The sequence below is a fragment of the Leptothoe kymatousa TAU-MAC 1615 genome, assembly GCF_018739865.1.
Lineage (GTDB): Bacteria > Cyanobacteriota > Cyanobacteriia > Phormidesmidales > Phormidesmidaceae > Leptothoe > Leptothoe kymatousa.
This window is the reverse complement of record NZ_JADOER010000007.1, coordinates 128929-140978: the sequence shown is the minus strand read 5'-3', so window position 1 is coordinate 140978 and position 12050 is coordinate 128929. Positions and strand designations below refer to the sequence as shown.

Annotated in this window: 9 protein-coding genes; 5 read left to right on the top strand and 4 right to left on the bottom strand. The window is 50.5% G+C overall.

The features are described from left to right. The first annotated feature begins 169 nt into the window (after window positions 1–169). Window positions 170–478 carry a 2Fe-2S iron-sulfur cluster-binding protein gene (locus IXB28_RS09180; RefSeq protein WP_215618274.1) on the top strand — a complete coding sequence of 103 codons (309 nt, stop codon included), beginning with the start codon at window positions 170–172 and terminating at the stop codon, window positions 476–478. 144 nt (window positions 479–622) lie between these two features. Further along, window positions 623–718: a photosystem II reaction center protein PsbM gene (psbM, locus tag IXB28_RS09175; protein ID WP_215618273.1), complete on the top strand. Its 96-nt coding sequence runs from the start codon at window positions 623–625 to the stop codon at window positions 716–718. A 254-nt stretch (window positions 719–972) separates the two neighbouring features. On the opposite strand, the gene IXB28_RS09170 is transcribed toward psbM, so the two are convergent. From IXB28_RS09170 to IXB28_RS09155, 4 genes are all read right to left on the bottom strand, one after another. Continuing rightward, window positions 973–1758: a sulfite exporter TauE/SafE family protein gene (locus tag IXB28_RS09170; RefSeq protein ID WP_215618272.1), complete on the bottom strand. Its 786-nt coding sequence runs from the start codon at window positions 1756–1758 to the stop codon at window positions 973–975. Window positions 1759–1849: 91 nt separating this feature from the next. Continuing rightward, window positions 1850–3346 carry a cobyric acid synthase CobQ gene (cobQ, locus tag IXB28_RS09165; RefSeq protein ID WP_215618271.1) on the bottom strand — a complete coding sequence of 499 codons (1497 nt, stop codon included), beginning with the start codon at window positions 3344–3346 and terminating at the stop codon, window positions 1850–1852. Window positions 3347–3548: 202 nt separating this feature from the next. Beyond that, entirely contained in the window at window positions 3549–3950 is a 402-nt protein-coding gene (locus IXB28_RS09160; RefSeq protein WP_215618270.1) for an Npun_F0494 family protein, read from the bottom strand. An 8-nt stretch (window positions 3951–3958) separates the two neighbouring features. Beyond that, window positions 3959–6688, bottom strand: coding sequence for a DEAD/DEAH box helicase (locus tag IXB28_RS09155; protein WP_215618269.1), 2730 nt, complete (start codon window positions 6686–6688; stop codon window positions 3959–3961). A 291-nt stretch (window positions 6689–6979) separates the two neighbouring features. Here IXB28_RS09155 and IXB28_RS09150 point away from each other — a divergent pair, with 291 nt between their 5' ends. From IXB28_RS09150 to IXB28_RS09140, 3 genes are all read left to right on the top strand, one after another. Then, a complete protein-coding gene (locus IXB28_RS09150) occupies window positions 6980–8557 on the top strand; it encodes a choice-of-anchor I family protein (RefSeq protein WP_215618268.1) in 1578 nt (525 codons plus the stop codon). A 382-nt stretch (window positions 8558–8939) separates the two neighbouring features. Next, the gene (locus tag IXB28_RS09145; protein ID WP_215618267.1) at window positions 8940–10157 is read left to right on the top strand and encodes a lipid-A-disaccharide synthase-related protein; all 1218 of its coding nucleotides are present in this window, start codon (window positions 8940–8942) and stop codon (window positions 10155–10157) included. 144 nt (window positions 10158–10301) lie between these two features. Next, window positions 10302–12035, top strand: coding sequence for an ABC transporter ATP-binding protein (locus IXB28_RS09140; RefSeq protein ID WP_215618266.1), 1734 nt, complete (start codon window positions 10302–10304; stop codon window positions 12033–12035). The last annotated feature ends 15 nt before the right edge of the window (window positions 12036–12050 follow it).

Below are 12050 nucleotides of genomic sequence, written 5' to 3'. Positions count from 1 at the left end.
CGGTAAGAATCCAGACGATTCCCGACGGACTAACCCACTAAAAATCAAAGATTAAAGTGTATAAAGAAGTGTAACTAGACTTCATAATCCAACGCAAGTTGGATCTTATGTGTAAACTGGCCGCTCGCGGCATGCTCAACTTTATGGCGATTGCTTTTGGAGCCCTTCGATGCCCACTATTAAGTTTGTTAAAGAAGATCTTGAGATCACAGCGGCAGATGGCGCGAACCTGCGTCAGAAAGCGATCGATAATCGTATTGATATTTACACCCTGACGGGAAAGATGATGAACTGTGGCGGCTATGGCCAGTGTGGTCTATGTGTCGTTGAAATTGCTGAAGGCGGAGATAATCTTTCCCCTCGCACAGCGGTTGAAGAGAAGCGGCTGAAGAAACGCCCCGAGAATTGCCGTTTGGCTTGCCAAACCTTGGTGAATGGGCCCATTGATGTGGTGACCAAGCCTAAAAAGAAGCGATAGCAAAAAACTCGAGAAAACTCAAGCAGGGATCGTTTGAGATGTATCTATCACAGTAGGTCTACGACCGATCGCTTCATTGAGTTGAAGCAGAGTGATATGCTTAGCCATGTGGTTTGTTGTTGAGAAAAGTAGTAGTTAGGGTCTATGGAAGTTAATAATCTAGGGTTTGTAGCCAGCATCCTGTTTGTATTCGTTCCAACCGTATTTCTGCTCATTCTTTACATTCAAACGAGAGAATAGAAATTGGTTGGATTGAGGTGACCTGAATTAAGCGTTTTTTTAGGTCAATGTTTTTGGTGGGTTAATTTGAACTCGTTTTTGTCGTAACGCAAATCTGTTCATGGCCACCCTGTGCAACTGGCTAGGTTGTACTTCACTTCTAGGATTGTTGGGGCAAGTGAACTCATTGAAAAATATATTTTGGTGCTAGTTTATTCGCTAGCCCATGGGTGCAAAGCGTTTGTTTTGTGCCCTTTTTATTGATCTGTGGAGTATTACGCACTGGCCATATACGCTTGCCAGGCTTGCCAAAATACGTAGGTTGCCAAAACACACAGCAATGTTCGAAACAAAGCACTGACAAAGTTTTCGGGTAGTTTGGGCAAAAAACGAGTGCTAATTTGTACGCCAATTAAACCGCCCAAGCCAAGGCTGAGACCGGCTCCATATACGATGTCTCCTTTGAGGCCATTGTGAATACATGCCACCGCAGAGGTCAGGGCAATGACCCCTAGGCTGTTGCGCACAGCTTTTTTGAGGTTGATATTCATCAACAAGACTTGGAGGGGCACCATGATCACCCCGCCACCTACGCCAAATAACCCTGCCATAAAGCCTGATATCCCTCCGGTGACGAGTCTTGCTGGTGTGGCGGCTAGGAGGGGGGAATTGGTTTTTGGGTCCTGGGTGTTTCCAATGCTCTTTTTGAGACTGACTAGGTAAATGTTGCTCAACAGTAGGCTGCCAAAGGCTGCGCTCCGCCAATGGTCGGCTAAGCGGCTACCGACTTCTGTGCCCGCTACGACGAGGCAAATAGCCGGTATTGCGAGTAGTAAAATTTGTTTGGGCTGGAGATGGCCCATGCGCCAGTTTTGAATACTGCCCGTTGTGGCGGTGACTAAGATGGCGAGGAGGCTGGTGGCGGTGGCTTGGTCAACGTCAATGCCAAAAAATAATAGGAGAGGCACCATAAGTACGCCGCCGCCGATGCCTAGTAGCCCCGCTAAGATACCGGAGGTCAATCCCCCCATCGCTAGGAACGTAATATCCAATAGAGGCATAGAGACCCTGTTTTAAACCGGAAGAACCAGCCTATTATGCCTCTATGCCTCTATGGCCGATGTATTCGTGGGATTTTTCCTCTGCCTGGATTCAGGATTGAGTCAAGATCGGATCGAGGTTGATGTATTTTTCAACGGTGTTGGCCAGGGTATTGAGCATGGCATCTCGCTGTTCTCGGTAGTTGGCAATGCCCGTGGGTAAGGAGCCTAAGCCCCGTTGCTGCCGCAGTCGATTGAGCCAGGCTCGTCGCCAGGGACCGTTATCAAAAATACCGTGTAAGTATGTTCCCCACAGGGATTCGGTTTCGTCCACAATGCCAAGACTGCGGTCGTCGAAAATGGGTTGGAACTTGGGCCCTGGTTCGCCACCTTCTGGGGTCATTACTAATTGGGTGCGACCGTGGTGAATTTCATAGCCATTTACGGGCAGCCCTTCTTGGGGATATTTGGAGCTGACTGACCGCTGCCGTGCCACTTTGTTTTGGGTGATCACGGTGCGTAAGGGCAAAATGCTTAAGCCCCTAAAGCGCCCTTCCTGGCCTTCTAACCCTTCTGGGTCTGCGAGCATCTGGCCCATGAGCTGAAAGCCGCCACAGATGCCCAGCACTGTGCCACCAGCGGCAGCGTAGTTTTGGATGGCTTCGGCCATGCCGGTGCGTTGCAAAATGAGGAGATCCGCGATCGCAGTTTTGGTGCCAGGTAGGATGACCGCATCAGGATGCCCCAAATCGTCCTTAGGGCTAAGGTATCTAACATTGACCGACGGCTCGGCTTCTAACGGATCAAAGTCGGTGAAGTTAGAAATGCGAGGCAGGCGAATAACGGCAATATTCAGTTCGGCGGATTGCTTTTCGATGGGCCGATCCATCAGCGATAGCGAGCCCTCTGTGGGTAGGGTTTGATCCAGCATTGGCACCACCCCTAACACTGGGATGTTAGTGCGTTTCTCCAGCCAGTCGATGCCCGGTTGAAGGCTGCTTTTTTGCCCCCGAAACTTATTGATAATAATGCCTTTGATTAAAGCGCGTTCGTCGGGCTCGAGCAGCTCCAGGGTGCCGACGATATGGGCAAAGGCCCCCCCCCGGTCAATATCAGTAACGAGAATCGTGGGTGCTTTTAAGGCCTGGGCAATTTTCATATTGGCCAGGTCATGATTCTTGGTGGCGATTTCCGCAGGATTGCCATTGCCTTCGCAAATGAGCAGGTCAAATTCCTGTCCGAGACGGGCTAGACTTTCCTGGACAGCCTGCCAACCACTTTCAAAATAGGTTTCATAATAGTGACTGGCTGTGGTTTGTCCCACGGGGCGACCTTTGATGATCACCTGGGCGGTGCCTGTATTTCCCTGGGGTTTTAGCAGGACTGGATTCATTTCGGCCTGGGGAGAAACACCCGCAGCCCATGCCTGGACGGCTTGGGCGTAGCCAATTTCAGCACCGTTGGCGGTTACATAGGCATTGAGGGCGGTATTTTGTCCTTTAAAAGGAGCCACCCGCCAGCCCCGACGGCTCAACATGCGACAAAGTGCTGTAACAAGTAGAGATTTCCCTGCGTGGGAGGTTGTCCCCACTACCATAATGGCCTTCATTCTAGAGTGTCTCCCGGTCCAGTTGGAGTATTAATGATTGAAATAATGAGTTGAAATAATGAGTCGGAATAACGGTTGTTCAAAATACCTGTTGTTTTGGGCCCAGTGAGGTGAGTCGACGCTATTGCATCAACTTACCCAAACTTCATCAATTACCCATCGTTTTTGAACTCAGGTGTATGGAGTTTCAACAGCAAGGGGGTTATTGTAACCAGCTGGGTAGTCTTAGCCAGCGGTTCCTGGCGTTGAGTAAATAATCCAGGGGGCCACCTGTGGAATCCGGACGACCTGATGCTTCCCATTGGTCTACTAGTTGACGGCCGATGGGCGTGAGTCGAAAGCTATCGGTTAGGCCCTGGCCATCGACTTCTCGTCGCACAATGCCTAGGGTCATCAGCCAGCCGAGGTGATTATCGGCGGCGACGTCTGAAAGGGGTTGGCGCGTATATCCACTGAGCATGCCACGGTCGTCGCTGATGGCTCGTAAAGGGATGCTTTGAGAGCGCATGGCTGCCAGCAGCTTCATGTAAAACGGCCCGCAGCTAACAGCCCGCTGGGCACGGGATAATGCTTTGGGGTCAGAGGTGATGGTGGTGGAGGTCATGCTTGAAATTACTCTTCTTCCGTGGGGATAGGGTCTCCGTCTTTATTATCCCCTGCTAATTCTGGATCCGGTGCATTTGTAGCGCCGCTGGCGGCTTCATTGACGGGAAAACGGTTAATCAGGTAAGCGGCCTGGCGGGCTGTGGACTTAACCGAGGCCGGTAAAAATGGGATGTGATGAATCTGGGACAAGATATCTAGGGTGCGTCGTAAAATGCGCACCACGTCACCCTCATCTAGGCTAGTGTTTTTGCACAGTTCATTCCAATCTGTCTCTAGGGCCCAGGCTTCGACGAGGGCAATTAAATTCCATTCCAATGCCACGGGTAAGGCCACCTGGTAGCGGCGCTGTTGTTGGAATATCTTTCTGCGAATGGAGCGTAACCCTTCGAGGGCTTCGGTCACTGGGTTCGATGTGCGGTAGTGGGTCCAGGTATCAGGCCGGGTGATTTCGGTAACGATGGCGGCACAGGCGGCCGCAAATTGATGGGGTTCGAGGTGGTCGAATTCGCCTGAATCTAGGGCGAGGGCTAGCCAAAGTTCGTTCTCGCCCCGAAAGGCGGCGGCCATTTGGCCAAACTTGCTTGGCTGGTTATGCTCTAATCCCCCAAAGGTTTCTAAGATTGCCATTAAGTTGAGAAATTCTTCCCAATAGCGGCTGGCATATCGCTGGTACTTTTCTTGTCGGTCCTGGAGTTCTTTTTCCAGGGTTTGTAATCGCTGGCGTTTTTTTAGGAGTGCTTTGGGTTTGCCAAATTCATTTAAGGGGTGTGTTTCTAATTTGTCGGCAACGGTTTGCATGCGATCGCGCTGCTCTTTGACCTCTGGTGCGAGTTCATCCAGGGTTGGTAATGAGGTCGGAATTTTGGTTGCCACCGGGGCTGTGCCCTCGTCGCCGGCCAATTTACTCCCTGCTCTCAAAGGCAGTTCTGTCGGCGGCACTAAGGTATCAACCTCCGCAATCCGTTCATATTTTTCATAGAGACCAAACACATCGCTGGCGGTGGTCATCACCCAGTGATTGTCAGCGGTGAGGCAGGCCAAATAGGTCACTTTCCCTGGGCCTAAAATTTTAGTAACTAGGACGGCTGGTATGGGATTGTGCACTTTAATATGCTTGCCCTTTAACGAAAGCACCGTCCCTGCCACCGTAAAGTTAACCGCCGTCAGTAGGTCCCCCGACAGGGTGTCCATAGCCTGTTTGTCTAAAATTTTGAGCAGACGCCGTTCTTCCCGCAGGCGCTCTTTGAGCTTGCCATATTCAGCCACCATGGCGTCATCCACCGTTGCCAGCTGTTCACGGATCAGCTCAATATTACGTTCTACATCATCAATCGCTTGCTGTTGTGGGGCCAGGTGCAATGTGGATAGGTATTGCCCAAAACTGCGCTCTACCAGGTCGCGGGTTTCGTCTAAGGAATGGGTTTGCAATAGATTCAACACCATGCCGTAGCTGGGGGTGAACTGGCTCACCAACGGATCTGGTGTCGCCAAGGCCAGATACCCCGCCTCCTGGGCTCCTTCAAAGGGCGTTTCCACGGTCACCACATGCCCTTCAAAATCCATACCGCGCCGTCCGGCGCGACCTGCCATTTGTAAGAATTCCGAGGCCCGCAGCAGTCTGTGGCCGCTGTCAGTGCGTTTAGATAAGCTCGAAATAACAGTTGTTCTAGCAGGCATGTTAATGCCTGCAGCCAGGGTTTCCGTCGCAAACACCACCTTAATGAGACCGGCTTGGAACAGTTCTTCCACTAGGCTTTTCCAGGCTGGCAGTAGGCCGGCATGGTGAGCGGCGATACCGCGGTAGAGCGGTTCCACTTGGCCAGCCCTGGCCGCTTCTGGATTCGCGGCTAAAAAGTTGTCAATGCGCTGTTTGAGCACATTTGCCTCAGCCGGTGTGACCAGGGACAAATGGTCAATGGTTTGTACCGCTTTATCACACCCCTTGCGACTAAAAATAAAGAAGATGGCTGGCAGCATGTCCTTTTGTTGCAACTGGGCAACAATAAACGCCATGGTGGCGGTGGCGGGCTTCTTCTTTTGTCCCTTTTGACGGCGGGGTGGTTTGCGGTGTCTTTTCAGCCGGTTATGCAAGGCTGTCTTGTTTTCATTCAGCAGCGGAAAGACACCCTTGCCCGTGGCAAAGTGTATGGTCAACGGTACCGGCCGAAAGTCTGAATAAATCAGCTGACTGGGGCCATGAATTTGAGCGATCCAATCGGTGAGCTGATCGCCATTGGCCACCGTTGCCGATAACCCTACTAGCTGAATTCCCTGGGGACAGTAAATAATCGACTCTTCCCAGACCGTGCCCCGCTGCCGATCGTTCATGTAGTGGCACTCATCTAGCACGACCGTTTGCAGGTCTTGCACCGCCTGCCCCACTTCTCCCATGGTGGTGCCGTAGAGCATATTGCGAAAGATTTCCGTGGTCATGACCAGGATGGGTGCGTCACGATTAACAGACGTGTCCCCCGTCAGTAGACCCACTTTTTCGTGGCCAAAAATATCTCGAAAATCGCGCAGTTTTTGATTAGATAAGGCCTTTAAAGGAGTGGTGTAAAAAACCCGTTTATTTTCGTGCAACGCTCGGTGGATGGCATATTCACCCACCAGGGTTTTACCAGAGCCTGTGGGGGCGCAAACAATGACCGAGTTCCCTTGATTCAGAGCTTCAATAGCTTCAAGTTGAAACGGATCGAGCTTAAACGGAAATAATTTTTCAGGCGTTAAGACCACAATCCTTGGAGCCCTTGGCTTACGAATTAAACTCCCTCATTGTGCCAGAGGAGTGGGGATGTTGGGGAATTTGACCGCCATAATCATGAACCAATGGTGTAGGGCGCTTAAAGACTGCTTAAAAGTACGGATGTGTTTACCTTCCCTTAACCTCTGCCTTCAGTAATTATCCTACCTTCAAAAATAATCTCTGTTGGGACCTGCTTACGCCACCGTTAGCTGAAGGTGTCAGCAAGATCATTGGGGGGTATATGACTCGTTCAAAGCTGATATTTACTTTAGACAATATCTATGACGTTTAAATACTGGTTAGGGGCGCTAGTCCCAGCGATGGCGCTTTTGGGTGCTGTTGCCGCTCCTGCTTCTGCATTTACCTTAAATCGTCTGGGCGGAGCTGAGGTTGATGGTGGTGCAGAGATTTCTGCATTTGATGCTGACACCGCTAATCTTTTTGTTACCACTGGCGATACCATTGAGATTTTTAATCTCAGCACCCCGAGTGTGCCTGCGTTTTTTGGCTCGATTGACTTGACTGATCCGGCCAATATTGGTGGTTTTGTCGGTGGTGGAGTCAATAGCGTTGCCTTTAGCAATGGTATTTTGGCCGCGGCTATTGAAGCAGATACTAAGCAAGATGATGGCATTGTTGCGTTTTTTGATGCCTCAGGTAATTTCCAGAGTAAGTTTGATGTCGGTGCTTTGCCCGACATGCTGACCTTTACTCCTGATGGAGCTAAGGTCCTTGTGGCTAATGAGGGCGAGCCTAGCGATGAGTATGATGTGGATCCTGAAGGTTCCGTCAGTATTATCGATATTGCTAGCGGCTCTGTGAAAGACATTGGTTTCGATGGTGTTGCCATTGGTCCTGATGTGCGTATTTTTGGTCCTGGTGCAACCCCTGGGCAAGATCTAGAGCCTGAGTACATTGCGGTCTCTGAAGATGGTGCGACAGCCTATGTTGCACTGCAGGAAAACAATGCTCTGGGTATTTTGGATTTGGAGTCTGAAGCGTTTACCGGCGTTACTAGCTTGGGCTTTAAGGACCACAGTGTTGCAGGTAATGGCTTTGATGCGAGTAATGAAGATGATGGCATCAATATTCAGACCCATCCCGTTTTGGGTATGTATCAGCCGGATGCGATCGCTACATATACCGTCAATGGCGAAACCTATGTGGTGACTGCCAACGAAGGAGATGCCCGTGACTATGATGGCTTTTCCGAGGAAGTGCGAGTAGCGGACCTGACGCTTGACCCTAGCGCCTACCCGAATGCATCCGAACTGCAGCAAGAAGAAAATCTAGGGCGTCTGAAAACCACCACTACCCTAGGAGATACCGACGGTGATGGCGATGTTGACCAAATTTACAGCTACGGTGCCCGTTCTTTCTCCATCTGGGATGCCCAAGGCAACCTAGTCTTTGACAGCGGTGATGACTTTGAGCAAATTATCGCGGCTGATTTTTCCGAGTTCTTTAACATCAATGATGGGGACCCGGAAGAGTTTGATCAGCGGAGTGATGATAAAGGACCTGAGCCGGAAGGTGTGACCATTGGCTTCTTTGGTGGTCGTACCCTGGCATTTATTGGCCTAGAGCGCTCTGGTGGTGTGATGGTTTACGACATCACTAACCCAACTGCGCCGAGCTTCGTTACCTATGAACCCAGCTTCCAGGACGATGTCAGTCCTGAAGGGCTGTTGTTCATCAATGAGGAAGATAGCCCTATTGGCCAAGCCTTGTTGGTAGTTAGTAACGAGGAAAGCTCTACATTTTCTGTTTACCAGGCAGTGCCTGAGCCAGGTACTCTGGTGGGCTTATTGGGGGGTGTCGCAGCCTTATTCGGTATCAAGCGCCAGCGCCGCAGCTAATGTTCTGAACATAGAGCGTGATTGCTGATCCATTATTAAACCGTTAGCTTGCTGCGAGTGAGCTGACGGTTTTGTCGTTGCTGATTTCGAGGCTGCAACGATCTAACGATCTGTTTATAGGGCTAATGGGCCGGCTGTTCCCCAGGGAAACGCATGCCCTATTTCCCGACTTCATGGAAATAGGGAGGCTAGTTAGACGCACCTTCTTCAGGATTGCCCATACATCGGATCGCTCAGAACACCTTGTTCTTACAGCCTTGGTATCTTGCAAGCGGTCGTCAGGCTGTACTATGGATCCAGCTTGCGTGCTCTGCATGAGTCAAGTTCAAAACGATTTCCATGTTGGGTAGAGGACCTGACAACTGACCGCTGCTATTTACCCATGTCTCACAAACTTTTATTTATTAGCAACGGCCATGGGGAAGACAACCATTCTTCTCATATCATCCGCAGTGTAAGAGAGTTAGCGCCTGACGTGGATATTGCGGCGGCCCCCATTGTGGGGCAGGGGCATGCCTATCGCAACATCGACGTGCCGATCATTTCTCCCACCCTAACGCTGCCATCCGGGGGGTTTACCTACACTAACCGCCTGCGGCTGATTAACGATATTCGCGCCGGATTACTCACCTCCACATGGCGGCAATTGCAGGCTGTGCGTCGCTATGCCCCCCAGTGCGATCTTGTTTTTGCCACCGGTGATGTTGTGGGGCAATGTTTTGCTTACCTCAGTGGCCAACCCTTCATTTCGTTTACGTCGCCCCTCTCCGCCATGTATGAGGGCACGCTCAAACTAGATTTAGTGCTCAATGCTGTGCTCAAGTCACCCCGTTGCCTCACCCTCTTTTCCCGCGATGCCTACACGGCCAAAGACTATCAAAAGCAGGGGTTTGCCAAGGCTCAGTTTGGGGGAATTCCGTCTGTAGATCGGCTTAAACCTAAGGGCAAGGATCTGGGTCTCAATGCAGATTGGCCCATGATGGCGTTGCTGCCAGGGTCTCGAGTTCCCGAGGCCATGCGTAATCTGAAACTATTGTTGGAGCTAGCCGTTGAAATTGCTCGTCTAAATCCCCACGTTCAGTTTCGAGCAGCGCTTGTTCCTGATGTGATGGCTGATTTGGCTAGGGTTGCCGTTGAATCCGGTTGGCAGTGTGACGGCCATAAGCTGACGTATCTATCTGCTCAAGGAGATGCCCTGGCAACGGTACTCTGCTTTAGTGATGCCTTTAGCGATATTGTTTGCAGTACTACCCTCGTATTAGGTATGGCCGGATTGGCGGTAGATCAAGCGATGGCCATTGGCAAACCTATTTTGCAAATTCCTGGAGCCGGGCCCCAATTTACCTATGCCTTTGCAGAAGCCCAAGACCGACTGTTGGGCCTCTCGGTCAAAACCATTGGCACTGAGCCTGCCACCCCTGCCATTCTCAAAGAGGCGGCCCAGTATGCGGTGGAAGTAGTGGAAGATAAAGACTATTTGCAAGCCTGTGTGGCCAATGGCCAAGAACGCTTTGGCCCGTTTGGCGCTTCCCATCGCATTGCTCAGGTGATCTTAGATACCCTCAAGACACTACGGGCGGATAAGGAGCTTGCTGTGTGACGGGATTGAACAGAGGAGTAACAACAGGGGCCTTGATAACGAGTCCGTAAAACAATTTTGGCAGAGCGGGATTGATGCCAATTAGTCGAAATCACCGTCTTCTTATACTCCGCTCAGGAGACGCTTTATGTTCACGTGAAACCCATGGACTCAAAACAGCGATCCGTTTACTGGCAGCTTCTACCCTTTTTGCGTCCTCAGTGGCCATTGTTTGCCTGGTCGTTTGTTTTTATTGTGGGCTATGTCTTAGCCACCATTACCTTGCCCTATTTGGCCGGGCAGGTGACCTACTTTATTAGCCAAGGAGAAGTCCCCAAGATTGCGCAATGGCTGGGGTTCACCACCCTGGCTTTTCTGATGCAAAATCTATTTCAGTATGGGGAGAAAGTCTTCTCTATACGGGCTTCTTTGGCAACGGTGTTAGAGCTGCGTAAGCGAGTATATGCCCATCTGCATCAGCTCAATATTGACTACTTTGCCTCGGCTAAAACAGGCGACCTTTCCTATCGTTTGACGGAAGATATTGATCGCATTGGCGAAGTTATTTATAAAATGTCGCAGCAGTTTATTTCCTGCGTCTTTCAGCTAATTGCCATTCCCATTTACATGTTTTATCTCAATTGGCCGCTGACCCTAGCCGGCTTTTTGATTGCGCCGTTGATGGCTTGGTTGATTGGGAGTTTTGGTAATCGCATGTTGTCACTGTCGCGGCGCAGCCAAAGTGAAATTTCTAATCTGTCTTCTTTGCTAACGGAGGTGCTGGGAAATATTCGTGTTGTTAAGGCCTTTGCCGCTGATGAATATGAGGTAGGGCGGTTTAGTGCTGTGGCCGATGAGAATCGCATCGCCAAATATCGTACTGAGCATCTCACGGCCATTCAGTATCCGGTTGTGGGCTTTTTAGAAGCCGTAGGCATCATGTTTTTGTTTCTGTTGGGGGGGTGGCAAATTGCGTTAGGTAAATTGCAGCCTCAGGAATTTGTGAGCTTTTTGGTGGCGGTGGCGTTGCTGATTGACCCCATCAATTTGGTGACTCAGCATTACAACACGTTTAAGCAAACTGAGGCCTCAGCAGAAAGGGTCTTTGAAATTTTTGCCGAGGAACCGACACTGCAAAATCGCCCGAATGCTAAAGTTTTGCCGCCGATTACTGGGAAAGTAGAATACCGCGATGTGCATTTTGCCTATACGTCTGGTCAATCTATCTTTCGTAATCTCTCTTTGCTGGTGCCCCCTGGTGATGTGATTGCCCTAGTGGGGCCATCTGGTGCAGGTAAGACAACATTGGTCAATTTGTTGGCCCGGTTTTATGATCCGCAGTCAGGAGAGATTTTAGTTGATGGTGTCGATGTGCGGGATGTGACCCTTCGTAGCTTACGGCAACAGATTGGTATTGTGCCCCAGGAAACGACATTGTTTTCGGGGACCATTGCTCAAAATATTGCCTATGGTCAGACAGAACTAGACTATGCAGCCATCGAGGCGGCGGCACGGGTTGCCAATGCCCACGATTTTATCCAGCAGTTTTCCCAGGGATATCACACGTGGGTGGGTGAGCGTGGTGTAAATCTATCTGGGGGGCAGCGACAGCGCATTGCGATCGCGCGCGCAATTTTATTAAATCCCAGAATCTTGATTTTAGATGAGGCTACATCCGCCTTAGATTCTGAATCGGAAGCTTTAGTTCAAGAAGCCCTAGAACGGGCGATGGAGAACCGTACGGTGTTTGTGATTGCCCATCGACTCAGTACGGTGCGCAAAGCGGATCGGATCTTATTTATTGAGAATGGCCAAATCGCAGAATCCGGGACGCATTTGGAATTATTGGACCAGCAGGGCCGCTATGGCCAGTTTTATGCCCAGCAATTTAAGGGGTGAAGACTATGCCGCCAA

What these genes read in the sequence shown, in the direction of transcription:
- IXB28_RS09180 (WP_215618274.1), top strand. Translation starts at nt 170, where the DNA reads ATGCCCACTATTAAGTTTGTTAAAGAAGATCTTGAGATCACAGCGGCA.
- psbM (WP_215618273.1), top strand. Translation starts at nt 623, where the DNA reads ATGGAAGTTAATAATCTAGGGTTTGTAGCCAGCATCCTGTTTGTATTC.
- IXB28_RS09170 (WP_215618272.1), bottom strand. Translation starts at nt 1,758, where the DNA reads ATGCCTCTATTGGATATTACGTTCCTAGCGATGGGGGGATTGACCTCC.
- cobQ (WP_215618271.1), bottom strand. Translation starts at nt 3,346, where the DNA reads ATGAAGGCCATTATGGTAGTGGGGACAACCTCCCACGCAGGGAAATCT.
- IXB28_RS09160 (WP_215618270.1), bottom strand. Translation starts at nt 3,950, where the DNA reads ATGACCTCCACCACCATCACCTCTGACCCCAAAGCATTATCCCGTGCC.
- IXB28_RS09150 (WP_215618268.1), top strand. Translation starts at nt 6,980, where the DNA reads ATGACGTTTAAATACTGGTTAGGGGCGCTAGTCCCAGCGATGGCGCTT.
- IXB28_RS09145 (WP_215618267.1), top strand. Translation starts at nt 8,940, where the DNA reads ATGTCTCACAAACTTTTATTTATTAGCAACGGCCATGGGGAAGACAAC.
- IXB28_RS09140 (WP_215618266.1), top strand. Translation starts at nt 10,302, where the DNA reads ATGGACTCAAAACAGCGATCCGTTTACTGGCAGCTTCTACCCTTTTTG.